Annotated in this window: 15 protein-coding genes and 1 pseudogene; 11 read left to right on the top strand and 5 right to left on the bottom strand. The window is 68.9% G+C overall.

The window, feature by feature from the left end:
• The first annotated feature begins 93 nt into the window (after positions 1-93).
• Positions 94-936 carry an RNA polymerase sigma factor WhiG gene (whiG, locus tag ACNFOC_RS07220; protein WP_019058710.1) on the top strand — a complete coding sequence of 281 codons (843 nt, stop codon included), beginning with the start codon at positions 94-96 and terminating at the stop codon, positions 934-936.
• 118 nt (positions 937-1,054) lie between these two features.
• Entirely contained in the window at positions 1,055-1,612 is a 558-nt protein-coding gene (locus ACNFOC_RS07215; protein WP_416957810.1) for a TetR/AcrR family transcriptional regulator, read from the top strand.
• Positions 1,613-1,660: 48 nt separating this feature from the next.
• On the opposite strand, the gene ACNFOC_RS07210 is transcribed toward ACNFOC_RS07215, so the two are convergent.
• Positions 1,661-2,245, bottom strand: coding sequence for a murein hydrolase activator EnvC family protein (locus tag ACNFOC_RS07210; protein WP_416957808.1), 585 nt, complete (start codon positions 2,243-2,245; stop codon positions 1,661-1,663).
• Positions 2,246-2,525: 280 nt separating this feature from the next.
• Here ACNFOC_RS07210 and rpsB point away from each other — a divergent pair, with 280 nt between their 5' ends.
• From rpsB to ACNFOC_RS07165, 9 genes are all read left to right on the top strand, one after another.
• The gene (rpsB, locus tag ACNFOC_RS07205) at positions 2,526-3,479 is read left to right on the top strand and encodes a 30S ribosomal protein S2 (RefSeq protein ID WP_416957805.1); all 954 of its coding nucleotides are present in this window, start codon (positions 2,526-2,528) and stop codon (positions 3,477-3,479) included.
• A gap of 191 nt (positions 3,480-3,670) precedes the next feature.
• Positions 3,671-4,507, top strand: coding sequence for a translation elongation factor Ts (gene tsf / locus ACNFOC_RS07200; protein ID WP_416957803.1), 837 nt, complete (start codon positions 3,671-3,673; stop codon positions 4,505-4,507).
• Between the two features lie 204 nt (positions 4,508-4,711).
• Positions 4,712-5,470 (top strand): UMP kinase, encoded by a 759-nt coding sequence (pyrH, locus tag ACNFOC_RS07195; protein ID WP_033282640.1) that lies wholly within the window; start codon positions 4,712-4,714, stop codon positions 5,468-5,470.
• 130 nt (positions 5,471-5,600) lie between these two features.
• A complete protein-coding gene (gene frr / locus ACNFOC_RS07190) occupies positions 5,601-6,158 on the top strand; it encodes a ribosome recycling factor (RefSeq protein ID WP_019058716.1) in 558 nt (185 codons plus the stop codon).
• The gene (locus tag ACNFOC_RS07185) at positions 6,158-7,348 is read left to right on the top strand and encodes a phosphatidate cytidylyltransferase (protein ID WP_416957800.1); all 1,191 of its coding nucleotides are present in this window, start codon (positions 6,158-6,160) and stop codon (positions 7,346-7,348) included. Before frr ends, ACNFOC_RS07185 begins: the two co-directional genes overlap by 1 nt.
• Before the next feature lie 92 nt (positions 7,349-7,440).
• Positions 7,441-8,547 carry a dual-specificity RNA methyltransferase RlmN gene (gene rlmN / locus ACNFOC_RS07180; RefSeq protein WP_416957798.1) on the top strand — a complete coding sequence of 369 codons (1,107 nt, stop codon included), beginning with the start codon at positions 7,441-7,443 and terminating at the stop codon, positions 8,545-8,547.
• Between the two features lie 201 nt (positions 8,548-8,748).
• Complete coding sequence (locus tag ACNFOC_RS07175; RefSeq protein ID WP_416957796.1) at positions 8,749-9,825, top strand: thiamine ABC transporter substrate-binding protein; 1,077 nt, start codon at positions 8,749-8,751, stop codon at positions 9,823-9,825.
• Positions 9,826-9,893: 68 nt separating this feature from the next.
• Positions 9,894-11,495 (top strand): ABC transporter permease, encoded by a 1,602-nt coding sequence (locus ACNFOC_RS07170; protein ID WP_416957893.1) that lies wholly within the window; start codon positions 9,894-9,896, stop codon positions 11,493-11,495.
• Between the two features lie 48 nt (positions 11,496-11,543).
• Positions 11,544-12,578 carry an ABC transporter ATP-binding protein gene (locus tag ACNFOC_RS07165; protein ID WP_416957891.1) on the top strand — a complete coding sequence of 345 codons (1,035 nt, stop codon included), beginning with the start codon at positions 11,544-11,546 and terminating at the stop codon, positions 12,576-12,578.
• A gap of 69 nt (positions 12,579-12,647) precedes the next feature.
• Here ACNFOC_RS07165 and ACNFOC_RS07160 read toward each other — a convergent pair whose 3' ends face one another.
• The 4 genes and pseudogenes from ACNFOC_RS07160 to ACNFOC_RS07145 form a co-directional block, all read right to left on the bottom strand.
• Complete coding sequence (locus ACNFOC_RS07160; RefSeq protein ID WP_416957794.1) at positions 12,648-13,331, bottom strand: LAETG motif-containing sortase-dependent surface protein; 684 nt, start codon at positions 13,329-13,331, stop codon at positions 12,648-12,650.
• A gap of 160 nt (positions 13,332-13,491) precedes the next feature.
• Positions 13,492-14,613 (bottom strand): LOG family protein, encoded by a 1,122-nt coding sequence (locus ACNFOC_RS07155; protein ID WP_416957792.1) that lies wholly within the window; start codon positions 14,611-14,613, stop codon positions 13,492-13,494.
• 25 nt (positions 14,614-14,638) lie between these two features.
• Entirely contained in the window at positions 14,639-15,046 is a 408-nt protein-coding gene (locus ACNFOC_RS07150) for a VOC family protein (protein ID WP_416957790.1), read from the bottom strand.
• Between the two features lie 61 nt (positions 15,047-15,107).
• Positions 15,108-15,668: pseudogene (locus tag ACNFOC_RS07145) on the bottom strand (hypothetical protein); the annotation flags it as partial.
• Positions 15,669-15,737: the final 69 nt, after the last annotated feature.

The raw sequence follows: 15,737 nt of genomic DNA, 5'->3' as shown, positions 1-15,737 counted from the left end.
GGCACAGACCGGCAGACAGACCGGTAACTCGACATCAGTCCGACAGCTCACCCAGGCAACCCCACTTCACGGCAGAACGGCACAAGGCGACGAATGCCCCAGCACACCTCCGGGTCCGACCGGGCGGCGATCCCCCCAGCCGCCCGCGACGGTGGCAGCGTCCGGCCGCCCGCTCCCTCGACGCTCGACGAGCTGTGGCGGTCGTACAAGACGACGGGCGACGAGCGGCTGCGTGAGCAGCTGATCCTGCACTACTCGCCGCTCGTGAAGTACGTCGCGGGACGGGTGAGCGTCGGGCTGCCGCCCAATGTGGAACAGGCGGACTTCGTGTCGTCGGGGGTGTTCGGGCTGATCGACGCGATCGAGAAGTTCGACATCGAGCGGGAGATCAAGTTCGAGACGTACGCGATCACCCGCATCCGGGGCGCGATGATCGACGAACTGCGCGCACTGGACTGGATCCCGCGCTCGGTACGGCAGAAGGCGCGGAACGTGGAGCGGGCGTACGCCACGCTGGAGGCGCGGCTCAGGCGCACGCCCAGCGAGGGCGAGGTGGCCGCCGAGATGGGCATCGCGGTGGAGGAACTCCACGCCGTCTTCAGCCAGTTGTCGCTGGCGAACGTGGTCGCCCTGGAGGAGTTGCTGCACGCCGGCGGCGAGGGCGGCGACCGGCTGAGCCTGATGGACACCCTGGAGGACACCGCCGCCGACAACCCGGTGGAGGTGGCCGAGGGCAGGGAGCTGCGGCGGTTCCTGGCGCGGGCGATCAACACGCTGCCCGAGCGGGAGAAGACCGTCGTCACCCTGTACTACTACGAGGGCCTCACCCTCGCCGAGATCGGCAACGTGCTCGGGGTGACCGAGAGCCGGGTCAGCCAGATCCACACCAAGTCCGTGTTGCAGCTGCGCGCCAAGCTGGCGAGTTTCGGCCGTTGAACGGAAGTCGTACGGCCTTCTCGACCTCGCAGAATCGTGCCTGCATGGCCTGGGTCACTCCCGCGCGGGGTGCGCCGTCCGTAGAGTGGTTGACGTGCCAAGGATTCGAGCGGCCTCCGTGGCCGAGCACCGGTCGATGCAGCGAGCCGCCCTGCTGGACGCGGCTCGTTCCCTGCTGTCCGAGGGTGGGACGGAGGCGCTGACCTTCCCGGCCCTGGCCGAGCGGACGGGGCTCGCGCGGTCGTCCGTGTACGAGTACTTCCGGTCGCGGGCGGCTGTCGTCGAGGAGCTGTGCGAGGTCGACTTTCCCGTGTGGGCGGCGGATGTGTCGGCGGCGATGCAGCGTGCTGACTCGGCGGAGGGCAAGGTCGAGGCGTATGTGCGGCAGCAGCTTGCCCTGGTTGGGGATCGGCGGCACCGGGCTGTCGTCGCCATCTCCGCGAGCGAACTCGATGCGGGGGCTCGGGAGAAGATCCGTGCCGCGCATGGGGGGTTGGTGGCGATGATCGTCTCTGCGCTCGGGGAGATGGGGCATGGGGAGCCTCGGCTGGCGGCGATGTTGTTGCAAGGGGTTGTTGATGCGGCTGTGCGGCGGATTGAGCTGGGGGCCGCGGAGGATCCCTCGGTGATTACTGAGGCTGCGGTGAGTATGGCTTTGCGGGGGGTTCTGGGATGAGTTTCGGCTGCGGGCCCGGTGGGGGCTGGTCGCGCAGTTCCCGCGCCCCTAAAAGAAGGGCGTTGTCAGGACCGGTAGCAAGCGGGATGGGCCCCTGCTCAGCAGCCGTGGGGGCAGTAGCTCCAGCGGGTTCAGATACACCTCCCCTCTCAGCAAGCCCCAGTGCACGCACGACGTTGCACAGTGGGAGCCCGTGAGTTCCACGGTTCCCACCACCTCGCCCGGCTTCACCTCGTCGCCCTTCTTCACGGTCGCGGTCACTGGCTCGTACGTCGTGCGTAAGTCCGTGCCGGTCAGTTCGACCGCGACCACCCCTCTTCCCGCCACCCGGCCCGCGAAGGACACCCGGCCCGCCGCTACCGCTCGTACCGGAGCGCCGGCCGGGGTCGCCAAGTCCACGCCCCGGTGGCCCCGGCCGTAGACCGTCGCCGGGGGTTCCCAGCCTCGTAGGACCAAGGGGTGGGAGCCGACGGGCCAGGTGCGGGCGATGGCCGGTACTGAGGGGGCCTGGACTACGGGTACGGGTGGTGGGCTGTCGTTCGCCCGGGCCGTGCAGGTCGAGAAGGTCAGCAACAGGCCCAGTAGTAACGCCAGGGCTGCGCGCACAGGAAGGTCATGTCGTCGCGTTCGCATGGCACAAACCGTGCCGTACCCGTGCCGATCATGGCCGGGACCTGTGGACCGGTGTGGGGTTGTGGACAACGGCGTCACCCGGTACCTCGCGGGTCCCGTACACTTCCTTTGGCGATCCGGGTCACCGGGTCGACTTCGCACGCCCCGGCATCTGGTCCTCCGTCGAAAGACGAAAACCGATGTCAGCGCTCCTCGGTCCTCTGGGCACGCGCACGTGGGCGTCAGGCGCGAGTGCCGTCCGGTGCTCGCGGCACAACCGAGTAAATCAAGGAGAACGGCCATGGCCGTCGTCACGATGCGGGAGCTGCTGGAAAGCGGCGTCCACTTCGGTCACCAGACCCGTCGTTGGAACCCGAAGATGAAGCGCTTCATCTTCACGGAGCGCAACGGCATCTACATCATCGACCTGCTCCAGTCGCTGTCGTACATCGACCGCGCCTACGAGTTCGTCAAGGAGACCGTCGCCCACGGCGGCACGGTCATGTTCGTCGGTACGAAGAAGCAGGCGCAGGAGGCCATCGCCGAGCAGGCCACCCGCGTCGGCATGCCCTACGTCAACCAGCGCTGGCTGGGCGGCATGCTCACCAACTTCTCCACCGTCTACAAGCGTCTGCAGCGCCTCAAGGAGCTCGAGCAGATCGACTTCGAGGACGTCGCCGCGTCCGGTCTCACCAAGAAGGAGCTTCTCGTGCTCTCGCGCGAGAAGGCCAAGCTGGAGAAGACCCTCGGTGGTATCCGCGAGATGTCCAAGGTTCCCAGCGCCGTCTGGATCGTGGACACCAAGAAGGAGCACATCGCGGTCGGTGAGGCCCGGAAGCTCAACATTCCGGTCGTCGCCATCCTCGACACGAACTGCGACCCCGACGAGGTCGACTACAAGATCCCGGGCAACGACGACGCGATCCGCTCCGTCACCCTGCTCACCCGCGTGATCGCCGACGCCGTCGCCGAGGGCCTCATCAGCCGCTCCGGTGTCGCCGCCGAGGCCAAGGGTGACAAGGCCGCCGGTGAGCCGCTCGCCGCGTGGGAGCGCGACCTGCTCGAGGGCGAGAAGAAGGCCGACGAGACCCCCGCCGCCGAGGCCGAGGTGCAGACCTCCGCCGAGACGGAGAAGGTCGCCGACGCCGAGCAGGCCGACGAGGCTCCGGTTGCCGCTGAGGCCGCTGCCGAGGTCGTCGAGGCCCCCGCCGCCGAGGTCGAGGCCGCTCCGGCCGCCGAGGCCGAGCAGGCCTGACCCGGCCAACGGCCTGACCTTCCGGGCCAAAGGGCTGACTGAAGTGACGGCGGGTGGTGCGGACCGCGCCACCCGCCGTTCACCCACAGCCCCTAGATCTTCGTAGCCCGTAGATCTTTGGCGGAAGCCCGCCCACCACGCGGCCGCCGCCGACTTCGAGACTTCGAACTCCGAGAAGAGATTTTCAGATCATGGCGAACTACACCGCCGCCGACGTCAAGAAGCTCCGTGAGCTCACCGGCGCCGGCATGATGGACTGCAAGAAGGCGCTGGACGAGGCCGACGGCAACGTCGAGAAGGCCGTCGAGGCGCTCCGTATCAAGGGCCAGAAGGGCGTCGCCAAGCGCGAGGGCCGCTCCGCCGAGAATGGCGCCGTGGTCTCCGTCATCGCCGACGACAACACCTCCGGTGTCCTGGTCGAGCTGAAGTGCGAGACGGACTTCGTCGCCAAGGGCGAGAAGTTCCAGGCCGTCGCCAACCAGATCGCCCAGCACGTCGCCGCCACCTCCCCGGCCGACATCGAGGCGCTCCTCGCCTCCGAGATCGAGTCCGGCAAGACGGTCCAGGCGTTCGTCGACGAGGCCAACGCGAACCTGGGCGAGAAGATCGTCCTGGACCGCTTCGCCCAGTACACCGACGGCTACGTGTCCGCGTACATGCACCGCACGATGCCCGACCTGCCGCCGCAGATCGGTGTCCTCGTCGAGCTGGACAAGCCGAACGCCGAGGTCGCCCGCGGTGTCGCCCAGCACATCGCCGCCTTCGCGCCGAAGTACCTGGCCAAGGAAGATGTGCCGGCCGAGGTCGTCGAGTCGGAGCGCCGCATCGCCGAGGAGGTCACCCGCGCCGAGGGCAAGCCCGAGGCCGCGATCGCCAAGATCGTCGAGGGTCGCGTGGGCGGTTTCTTCAAGGACGCCACGCTGCTCGGCCAGCCGTACGCGCTCGACCCCAAGAAGTCCGTCCAGAAGGTTCTGGACGAGGCGGGTGTCACCCTGAAGCGCTTCACGCGCATCAAGGTCGGCATCTGAGTCCGTACCGCGATCGACGCGCGACGCCCCGCGGAATCCCGCTAGGGTCGTGAGCAGTCGGCCCGGTACGCCGTCGCGCACGCGCGCGTGGCGGACGACAGCAGATCTGACGAGGAGGCCATTGCCGAGCATGGGATGCGAACGACACCCCACCGGCAGTGGCCTTCTTCGTATGTGCGACCACGTTGAAGAGGCGAGAACACCATGACCACCAAGCCCCAGAAGAGCGACGACGGCAAGGTACGCGGCCGGTTCATGCTGAAGCTGTCCGGAGAGGCCTTCTCCGGAGGCGGTGGCCTGGGCGTGGACCCCGACGTGGTGCACAAGATCGCCCGTGAGATCGCGGCCGTCGTCCGGGACGGCGCGGAGGTCGCCGTCGTCATCGGCGGCGGCAACTTCTTCCGCGGCGCCGAACTCCAGCAGCGCGGCATGGACCGGGCACGCTCCGACTACATGGGCATGCTCGGCACGGTGATGAACTGCCTCGCCCTCCAGGACTTCCTGGAGAAGGAGGGCATCGACAGCCGTGTCCAGACCGCCATCACCATGGGCCAGGTCGCGGAGCCGTACATCCCGCTGCGCGCCGTGCGCCACCTGGAGAAGGGTCGCGTGGTCATCTTCGGCGCCGGTATGGGCATGCCCTACTTCTCCACCGACACCACCGCCGCCCAGCGCGCCTTGGAGATCAACGCCGAGGCGCTGCTGATGGGCAAGAACGGCGTGGACGGGGTCTACGACTCCGATCCGAAGACGAACTCCGAAGCCGTCAAGTTCGACTCGCTCAGCTACGGCGAGGTCATCACCCAGGACCTCAAGGTCGCGGACATGACCGCCATCACCCTGTGCCGCGACAACAAGCTTCCGATCCTGGTCTTCGAGCTTCTGGCGGAGGGCAATATCGCCCGCGCCGTCAAGGGTGAGAAGATCGGCACGCTTGTGGGTGACCAAGGCAGCCAGGGCTGATGACCCTGACCGGGGGATGGACAATGTCCTGCCGGTCGGGAACCGTGCAGGAAGAAGACGCGACGCAGCCGGCCGCCGACGCCGACACAGCACAGCAGCCGGGCCTACTCAAGACACGCAGGAGCAAGTGGTGATCGAAGAGACCCTCCTCGAGGCCGAGGAGAAGATGGAGAAGGCCGTCGTGGTCGCCAAGGAGGACTTCGCCGCGATCCGCACCGGCCGTGCGCACCCGGCGATGTTCAACAAGATCGTGGCGGACTACTACGGAGCGCTGACGCCGATCAACCAGCTGGCTTCGTTCTCCGTGCCGGAGCCGCGCATGGCCGTGGTGACCCCGTTCGACAAGACCGCACTGCGGAACATCGAACAGGCGATCCGCGACTCGGACCTGGGCGTCAATCCCAGCAACGACGGCAACATCATCCGAGTGACGTTCCCCGAGCTGACCGAGGAGCGCCGCAAGGACTACATCAAGGTCGCCCGGACCAAGGCCGAGGACTCCAAGGTGTCCATCCGCGCGGTCCGCCGCAAGGCCAAGGACGCCCTGGACAAGCTCGTCAAGGACAAGGAGTCCGGCGAGGACGAGGTCCGTCGTGCGGAGAAGGAGCTCGACGACACCACGGCGAAGTACGTCGCCCAGGTGGACGAACTCCTCAAGCACAAGGAAGCGGAGCTGCTCGAGGTCTGATGAACGACTCTTCCTGGGGAGCACCGCCACAAGCCGGGTACTGGGGGCCGTCCGACCAGGGGCCTGTCCAGGGGGCTGCCCCGGCGGGTCCCACGTACGATGCGCCTGAGGCGCAGCAGACTCGCCCCATGCCCATCGTGCCCGACGAGCCCGCATACGGCGGACACCAGGATGACGACCGGGGGGCCGCTCGGCTGAGCGGCCCCTTGTTCCGCGACGAGACGCAGCAACCGCCGTACGACGTACGGCAGTCACCGCCGTACGACCCGCGGACGCAGCCCTCTGACACGCCGCAGGCGCAGCCCTACGGGGCGGTGCCGCAGAATCCGGAGCCCATGCCCGACGTCCCGCCACCGGCGCCCGCCCCGCAGAAGAAGAGCGCGGGCCGGGACCTCGGTGCGGCCATAGGGGTCGGGGTCGGACTCGGCGCGGTGATCATCGCGTCCCTGTTCGTCGTCAAGGCCGCGTTCGTCGGCGTCATAGCGGTCGCCGTCGTCGTGGGTCTGTGGGAGCTGACCTCGCGGCTGCAGGAGCGCAAGGGCATCAAAGCGCCCCTCGTGCCCCTCGCGGTCGGCGGTGCGGCGATGGTCGTCGCCGGATACGTCCGGGGCCCCGAGGGCGCCTGGGTCGCCATGGCGCTCACGGCGCTCGCCGTCCTCGTATGGCGGATGACGGAGCCGCCCGAGGGCTACCTCAAGGACGTCACGGCGGGCGTCTTCGCGGCGTTCTATGTGCCGTTCCTGGCCACGTTCGTCGCCATGATGCTCACCGCCGAGGACGGCGCCTGGCGGGTCCTGACGTTCCTGCTGCTGACCGTGGTCAGCGACACGGGCGCCTACGCCGTCGGCTGGCGCTTCGGCACGCACAAGCTCGCCCCGCGCATCAGCCCCGGAAAGACCCGTGAGGGCCTGTTCGGGGCAGTGTCGTTCGCGATGGTGGCTGGCGCGCTGTGCATGCAGTTCCTGATCGACGACGGCAGCTGGTGGCAAGGTCTCGTCCTGGGCCTCGCGGTCGCCGCCAGCGCCACGCTGGGCGACCTCGGCGAGTCCATGATCAAGCGCGACCTCGGCATCAAGGACATGGGCACGCTGCTGCCGGGCCACGGCGGCATCATGGACCGCCTGGACTCCTTGCTGCCGACCGCTCCGGTGGTGTGGCTGCTGCTGGTGTTGTTCGTCGGGTCCGGCTGAAACACGGCCCGACCTGCGGGTTTATGCGTGAGGGGCTCGTTGTCCACAGGGCGGCGAGTCCCTCTTCGTATGTCTGCGACACTGGTAGGGCCATGCCTAAGCCCGGAGAACTCACATTCGTCGCCCCCCGCGGAGCCCAGAAGCCGCCGCGGCACCTTGCCGATCTCACGCCCGTCGAGCGCAAGGAAGCCGTCGCCGCGATCGGGGAGAAGCCGTTTCGCGCCAAGCAGCTCTCGCAGCACTACTTCGCGCGGTTCGCGCACGACCCGGCGGAGTGGACCGACATCCCCGCCGCCTCGCGCGCCAAGCTGCAAGAGGCGCTGCTTCCTGAGCTGATGACCGTCGTACGGCATCTGTCGACCGACCAAGAGACCACACGTAAGACGCTGTGGCGGCTGTTCGACGGGACGCTCGTCGAGTCCGTGCTGATGCGGTACCCGGACCGGGTCACCATGTGCATCAGCTCGCAGGCGGGGTGTGGCATGAACTGCCCGTTCTGCGCGACCGGACAGGCGGGCCTCGACCGCAATCTGTCGACCGGTGAGATCGTGCACCAGATCGTCGACGGTATGCGGGCGTTGAGGGACGGCGAGATCCCCGGTGGTCCCGCGCGGCTCTCCAACATCGTCTTCATGGGCATGGGCGAACCCCTCGCCAACTACAAGCGGGTCGTCCAGTCCATCCGCGCCCTCACCGACCCCGAGCCGGACGGCCTCGGGCTCTCGCAGCGCGGGATCACCGTCTCGACCGTCGGACTGGTGCCGGCGATCCACCGGTTCTCCGACGAGGGCTTCAAGTGCCGGCTCGCGATCTCGCTGCACGCGCCCGACGACGAGCTGCGCGACACCCTGGTCCCCGTGAACACGCGGTGGAAGGTGCGCGAGGTTCTCGACGCCGGCTGGGAGTACGCGGCGAAGTCGGGGCGCCGGCTGTCCATCGAGTACGCGCTGATCCGCGACATCAACGACCAGGCGTGGCGCGGTGACCGCCTCGGCCGCCTGCTCAAGGGCAAGCCCGTGCACGTCAACCTGATCCCGCTGAACCCGACGCCGGGCTCGAAGTGGACCGCCTCCCGCCCCGAGGACGAGAAGGCGTTCGTCGAGGCCATCGCGGCGCACGGGGTGCCGGTCACCGTCCGGGACACCCGGGGCCAGGAGATCGACGGAGCGTGCGGCCAGCTCGCCGCGACCGAGCGGTAGGCTGACCGGCGTAGGTACATCTTCATATTCCGACAGGGGAGCGCCACAGCGCTGAGAGTGCGGGATTGTCCGCAGACCCTCTGAACCTCGCCCAGGTCATTCTGGGTAGGAAGTTCGGTCACCACTCTTGCTGTTGCGCCCTGCCCACATCCTGTGGGCAGGGCCGCGTCTCTTCCTGGACACCCCAGGAGGAAAACAACCGTGCACCACACCAAGACCTTCGTGGCCGCAGCCGTCGGGCTCGGCCTCGTCACGCTGTCCGCGTGCGGCTCGTCCGACAGCGGCAGCGGCGGCGACTCCAAGACCGTCACCCTCGTCAGCCACGACTCGTGGGCCGTCTCGAAGAGCGTCCTCAAGGACTTCGAGAAGCAGTCCGGCTACACCGTCAAGGTCCTCAAGGACGGCGACGCCGGCCAGGCAGTCAACAAGGCGATCCTGACCAAGGACAACCCCCAGGGCGACGTCTTCTTCGGCGTCGACAACACCCTGCTCTCCCGCGCGCTCGACAACGGCCTCTTCCAGTCCTACGACGCGAAGGGCTCCGACCTCGTCAAGTCCGAGTACCGCGTCGACCAGACCAAGCACCGGGTCACGCCCATCGACACCGGCGACATCTGCGTCAACTACGACAAGGCGTACTTCAGCAAGCACAAGCTGACCCCGCCGACCTCCTTCGCGGATCTGGTCAAGCCCGAGTACAAGAACCTCCTCGTCACCGAGAACGCGGCCACCTCGTCGCCCGGCCTCGGCTTCCTGCTCGGCAGCGCCGCGCAGTACGGGGACGACGGCTGGCAGAGCTACTGGAAGAAGCTCAAGGCCAATGGCGTGAAGGTCGTCGACGGCTGGGAGCAGGCCTACGACCAGGAGTTCTCCGGTTCCGCCGGCGGCAAGAAGGCGGGCGGCGACCGGCCCCTCGTCGTCTCGTACGCCTCCTCGCCGCCCGCCGAGGTCATCTACGCCGACCCGAAGCCGACCACCGCGCCCACCGGGGTGTCGTACGGCACCTGCTTCCGGCAGACCGAGTACGCGGGGCTGCTCAGCAACGCCGAGAACACCAAGGGCGGCAAGGCGTTCCTCGACTTCCTGCTCACCAAGGAGTTCCAGCAGGACATGCCGCTGAACATGTTCGTCTACCCGGTGATCGAAGGTGCCCAGGTGCCGCAGGAGTTCGTGAAGTACGGCCGCCAGGCCCCGAACCCCGAGACCATGGCGCCCGCGAAGATCGCCGCCGACCGGGACCAGTGGGTCAAGTCGTGGACCTCGCTCGTACTGAAGTAGCCGAAGCGGCGGCTGAAGTAGCTCCGCGGAAATCCTCCCGTAGGGGCAACGTGACGCGGCTCGGGCTCATGGCCCTGCCCGTCGCGTTCTTCGCGGTGTTCTTCGCCTACCCCGTCGCCGCGATCGTCGCGCGCGGCCTCAAGGCCGACGGCGCCTGGCAGTTGGGCCGCATCGGGGACGTGCTCGCGCAGTCCGACATCCGGCACGTGCTGTGGTTCACCACCTGGCAGGCGCTCGCGTCCACCGCGCTCACGCTGCTGATCGCGCTCCCCGGCGCGTATGTCTTCGCGCGCTTCGAATTCCCGGGCCGGCACGTCCTGCGGGCCGTCGTGACGGTCCCCTTCGTGCTGCCCACGGTCGTCGTCGGTACGGCCTTCCTCGCGCTCGTCGGCCGGGGCGGACTCCTGGACGACCTGTGGGGCGTACGGCTCGACACGACCGTCTGGGCGATCCTGCTCGCGCACGTCTTCTTCAACTACGCGGTCGTCGTACGGACGGTGGGCGGCCTCTGGGCACAGCTCGACCCGCGTCAGGAGGAGGCCGCGCGGATGCTCGGCGCCTCCCGGCTCCGGGCCTGGCGCAAGGTGACGCTGCCCGCGCTCGGGCCCGCTGTGGCCGCCGCCGCGCTGATGGTCTTCCTCTTCACCTTCACGTCCTTCGGCGTGGTCCAGATCCTCGGCGGCCCGACCTTCTCGACCCTCGAAGTGGAGATCTACCGCCAGACTTCCGAGGTCTTCGACCTCTCCACGGCGGCTGTCCTGACGATCGTCCAGTTCGTCGCGGTGGGCGCGATCCTCGCCGTCCACTCCTGGACGGTACGACGACGGGAGAGCGCCCTACGGCTGGTGGACCCGTCGGTGACCGCACGGCGCCCGCGCGGGGCCGGCCAGTGGACCCTGCTGGCCGGAGTCGTCGCGTCCATCGCCGTGCTGCTTCTGCTGCCGCTCGCCGTGCTGGTCCAACGGTCGCTCGACTCACCGGACTTCGGGTATTACCGGGCGCTGACCCACGACGACGGCGGTACCTTCCTGGTCCCGCCGATCGCGGCGATCGGCAACTCGCTGGAGTACGCCGTCGCCGCCACCGCCATCGCCGTGGTGATCGGTGGTCTCGCCGCCGCGGCCCTCACCCGGCGCGATGCCGGGCGGCTGGTGCGGGGCTTCGACGCGCTGCTGATGCTGCCGCTCGGGGTGTCGGCGGTGACGGTCGGCTTCGGGTTCCTGATCTCGCTCGACAAATCCCCGCTCGATCTGCGGAGTTCATGGATCCTGGTGCCGCTCGCACAGGCGCTGGTGGGCGTCCCCTTCGTCGTACGGACGATGCTGCCCGTGCTGCGGGCGGTGGACGGGCGGCTGCGGGAGGCGGCGGCCGTGCTCGGGGCGTCGCCGTGGCGGGTGTGGCGCGAGGTCGATCTGCCGCTCGTACGGCGGGCGTTGCTGATCGCCGCCGGGTTCGCGTTCGCGGTGTCGCTGGGGGAGTTCGGGGCGACCGTGTTCATCGCGCGGCCCGACAACCCGACGCTGCCGGTCGCGGTGGCCCGGCTGCTGTCCCGGCCCGGCGATCTCAACTACGGCCAGGCGATGGCCCTTTCGACGATTCTGATGGTGGTGTGCGCGGTGGCCCTGCTGGTGCTGGAGCGGCTGCGCACCGACCGGACGGGGGAGTTCTAGATGCCACCGAACACGCCACTGAACCCGCCGCAGAACCCGCTGACGGACATGCCGCCGAACATGCTGCTGAGCCTTGAGGGCGCGACCGTGCGGTTCGGCGGGCGGCCCGTGCTGGACGCCGTCGACCTCGGGGTCGTGGAGCACGAGATCGTGTGTGTGCTCGGGCCCAGCGGCAGCGGCAAGTCGACGCTGCTGCGGGCGGTGGCCGGGCTCCAACCCCTGGACTCCGGGCGGGTGTTGCTCGACGGCCGGGACCAGTCGGGAGTGCCCGCGCACAAGCGGGGCGTGGGCCTGATGTTCCAGGACCACCAACTGTTCCCGCAGCGGGACGTGGCCGGCAACGTCGCCTTCGGCCTGCGCATGCACGGGGCGTCGAAGAGACAACAGGACGCCCAGGTCGGCGAGTTGCTCGACCTCGTCGGACTGCCGGGTGCCGCCCGCCGGGCCGTCGCGGGGCTGTCCGGCGGTGAGCAGCAACGGGTGGCACTCGCCCGCGCCCTCGCGCCCCGCCCCCGTCTTCTCATGCTCGACGAACCGCTCGGCCAGCTCGACCGGTCACTGCGGGAGCGGCTGGTCGTCGAACTCCGGGAACTCTTCGGGGCGTTGGGCACGACCGTGCTCGCGGTCACGCACGACCAGGGCGAGGCGTTCGCGCTGGCCGACCGGGTCGTGGTGATGCGGGACGGGCGGATCGCCCAGTCCGGTACGCCACTTGAGGTCTGGCAGCACCCCGCCGACGAGTTCGTGGCCCGTTTCCTCGGCTTCGACAACGTGGTCGAGGCGACCGTCGCCGGAGAGGCCGCCGACACACCCTGGGGCAAGCTCCCGGTGCCGGAGGACGCCCCCCAGGGCACCCACACGCTCCTCGTACGCCCCGCGGGCGTACGCCTGTTGCCCGCCGACGAGGGTCTGCGCTGTACGGTCGCCGCCCGCACCTTCAAGGGCACCCATGTCGCCGTACAGCTCCAGCCGGAGGACGCGCCGCGCCTGGAGGCGGCCTGCGCGCTGCGGGAGGCGCCGGAGGTCGGAGGCACGGTCGGGGTGGAGTTCGACGCGGCCGAGATCGTCGTACTCGGCGCCTAGCGGACATGTGTGTGGCCCGTCCCCACGAACCGGACGGGCCACAACAGCGGGTTGTTCAGCGGCTGTTGATCAGCTGCCGTTGCTCGCACCGCGGCGGCGCATGCCGAAGTAGACGGCTCCGCCGCCCACGACGACGAGGGCGCCCGCGATGCCGGCGATCATGCCGGTGTTGGAGTTGGCACCGGTCTCGGCGAGGTTCGAGTCACCGGCCGCGGGAGACGGCGCGTTGTCCGTCGTCGTCGCGGGGGCGGTGCTGCTGCTCTCCGAGGCCGACGGGGTCGGGGTGTCGGACTCGGCCGGAGTCGAGGGGGTCGCCGACGGCGTCGGGGAAGCCTCCGACGGGGACGGGCTGGGCGACTCCGTCTCGCAGGCCTTGGACGGGGTGGTCAGGTTCGGCGTGATGTCCTTGTCGACCTGGTTGCCGGCCTTGACGTGAACGCGGTACGTGGCGTTCGGCTGCCAGTCCTCGGCGAAGCTGACGGTGACGCCTTGGGCTGAGCCCTTGACCTCGGTCGGCTTGCCGACCTGCTTCGTGTCGGCACCGTTGTTCTCAAGGAACACGGTGATGACGGCGGGGGTGCCGGAGGCATCCTTGTCGGTGACGGTGATGACACCGTTGGTGCCGTCACAAGTGGCTTCGGCGGAGAACTCGCTGATGTTGCAGGCGAGCGCGTTGCCCGCGAATCCGAGCGCGAGTGCGGCCGAGGCGGACGCGACACCGAGGATGCGTACGGAACGTCGAGATATGGACACGTTTGCCCTTCACGGGATGTGCAACTGCGGGGGGTTTAGGGGGAGATGGAGCGGCAATGAGGTGAGGCACCACTACCCCCAGGAGTCTCACTGGTCTATAAGTGCTGCGTAAGCAGTGTCAATGCATATGCGGTGTACAGCAGTTGCCTTTACCTGCACTTTAATCAGTGAGACGTTTCAGTGCCTCCGGAGCCTCCTCGATCCGGTCAACGAGGGCGATACGGGCCTCCATTGGCCGTTCCCGGGCAAGTGCACGCAGCAGGGGCCACGTCGGCAGCCGCTCCGTCCAGTGCTCCCGGTCCACGAGCACCATCGGCGTGGGCTCGCCGCGCGACTCGTAGTAGTTCGGCGTCGCGTTGTCGAAGATCTCCTGCACGGTCCCGGCCGCGCCCGGCAGGAACACCACACCCGCGTTCGAGCGGGCCAACAACCCGTCCTCGCGGGTGGCGTTGGCGAAGTACTTGGCGATGTGCGAGGCGAAGGCGTTCGGCGGCTCATGGCCGTAGAACCACGTCGGGATGCCGATCGAGTGATTGCCCTTCGGCCAGCGGGTGCGGACCTCGAAGGCGCGCTGGGCCCAGTCGGTGATCGAGGGGCTGAACGACGGGGAGGAGGCGAGGAGTTCGCACGCCTCATCCAGCATGTCGTCCTCGTACGGCGCCGCGTACGCGCCCAGGTTCGCCGCCTCCATCGCGCCGGGTCCGCCGCCCGTCGCCACGGTGAACCCGGCGCGGCTCAGCTCACGGCCCAGGCGCGCGGCACCGCCGTAGGCCTCCGTCCCGCGCGCCATCGCGTGGCCGCCCATCACGCCCACCACCCGTGCGCCGCGCAGGAGTTCGTCGAGGGCGTCGGAGATCGAGTCGTCGTGGACGGCGCGCAGCATCGACGCGTATATGTCACCGTCGGCCTTGGTCCGCTGGAGCCAGGCGTACGCGAGCGCGTCCGGGGTCTGCTCGTACCCCTTGCCGAGCGAGTCGAACAGCTCGGCGGGCGTGTAGAGATGGCCGCGGTAGGGGTCGAAGGGGAGGTGCGGGACGGGTGGGAAGACCAGGGCGCCGTCGGCGCGGATCTTCGTCGCCGCCTCGTCGCGCATCGGGCAGCCGAGGAAGACGGCGCCCGCGGTGTCCGTGGTGAGCAACTCCCGCGTACGGTCCGTCAGATCGACGCCCTGGACGCGGTGTCCGGCGAGAGTGCCGCGGGCCGAGACGGTCGCGTCGAAGTCCTCGACCGTCTCGATCTCGCGTTCGTCGTGGTGGGCCGCATGGGCCGGGCTCGTCTGCACGCGCCCATGCTAGGCATCCGACCGGTCAGCTCTCGACGGCCGCCGGGTCCATCCACACGACCTCCCAGGAGTGGTTGTCGAGGTCCTCGAAGGAACGGCCGTACATGAATCCCTGGTCGTTGATGTCGTCGTTGGCGGTGCCGCCCGCCGAGACCGCCTTGTTCACCAGCTCGTCGACCTTCTCGCGGCTCTCGGCGCTCAGACACAGCAGCACCTCGCTGGTCCTGGCCGAGTCGGCGATCTCCTTCTTCGTGAAGTCGCTGTAGCGCTTCTTGTTGAGGAGCATCACGATGATCGTGTCGCTGATCACGACGCAGGTGTTGTCGTCGGAGCTGAACTGGGGATTGATCGAGTAACCGAGCTCGGTGAAGAACTTCCTCGACGCGTCGACGTCGTTCACGGCCAGGTTCACGAAGATCATCTGCTGGTACACGGTGTCTCTCCCATCGGGCGTGCGTGCTATTCGGTGGGTAGACCGGAGTCCGGCGCAAAACTCATCGGCCGGCCAGCGGCAGCGCCGCCAGCTCGGCCACGAGCAGGGTCAGCGGGAGGAACAGGGCGAGCAGCGCGCCCGCGCGCAGGGCCGCGGCGCTGCGCAGCATGGTCGCGGGGGCGCCGAGGCGGAGCAGCGCGGCCGTGGTGTCGGCGCGGGCGTGCTTGGCCTCCAGGGCGGCGGTGAGCAGGGTGGCCACCGTGCAGCCGGTCACCAGGAGCCCGCCGAGGGTGGTCAGCGGGCCGAATGCCGGGGCGTCCGCGTCGTAGAGCGCCGTCATCGCGAAGCCGCCGGACGCCACCGCGCACACGACGCCCAGCGGGCGTCCGATCCGGGTCGCCTCCTCCATCAGCACCCGCCCGGCCAGCAGCCGCAGCGCGCCGGGGCTGACCGACTGGAGCAACCGCCCGCAGAAATACGTGAGTCCGGGCCCGGCCAGCGCCAGCCCGATCGCGGTCAGCACCCAGCCGACCAGGACGCTCGCGGGCCCGTCCGAGAGTCCGCCGGGCAGGGACAGTCCGCCGCCGTCCTTCGCCCGGCTCGCGTACGCCTCCACGGCGATCACCGAGGACGCCTGGACGGCCACTGAACTGACGGGCATCCTGCGCAAGTTGCGTACCCAGGGCTACAA

It is taken from the genome of Streptomyces colwelliae, from assembly GCF_048158785.1.
GTDB lineage: Bacteria > Actinomycetota > Actinomycetes > Streptomycetales > Streptomycetaceae > Streptomyces.
The sequence above is the reverse complement of the archived record's forward strand: the minus strand, read 5'-3'. Positions and strand labels throughout refer to the sequence as shown.

Coding starts and splice junctions, on each gene's coding strand:
- whiG (WP_019058710.1), top strand. CDS start 94: ATGCCCCAGCACACCTCCGGGTCCGACCGGGCGGCGATCCCCCCAGCC.
- ACNFOC_RS07210 (WP_416957808.1), bottom strand. CDS start 2,245: ATGCGAACGCGACGACATGACCTTCCTGTGCGCGCAGCCCTGGCGTTA.
- rpsB (WP_416957805.1), top strand. CDS start 2,526: ATGGCCGTCGTCACGATGCGGGAGCTGCTGGAAAGCGGCGTCCACTTC.
- tsf (WP_416957803.1), top strand. CDS start 3,671: ATGGCGAACTACACCGCCGCCGACGTCAAGAAGCTCCGTGAGCTCACC.
- pyrH (WP_033282640.1), top strand. CDS start 4,712: ATGACCACCAAGCCCCAGAAGAGCGACGACGGCAAGGTACGCGGCCGG.
- ACNFOC_RS07185 (WP_416957800.1), top strand. CDS start 6,158: ATGAACGACTCTTCCTGGGGAGCACCGCCACAAGCCGGGTACTGGGGG.
- rlmN (WP_416957798.1), top strand. CDS start 7,441: ATGCCTAAGCCCGGAGAACTCACATTCGTCGCCCCCCGCGGAGCCCAG.
- ACNFOC_RS07170 (WP_416957893.1), top strand. CDS start 9,894: ATGGCCCTGCCCGTCGCGTTCTTCGCGGTGTTCTTCGCCTACCCCGTC.
- ACNFOC_RS07165 (WP_416957891.1), top strand. CDS start 11,544: ATGCCGCCGAACATGCTGCTGAGCCTTGAGGGCGCGACCGTGCGGTTC.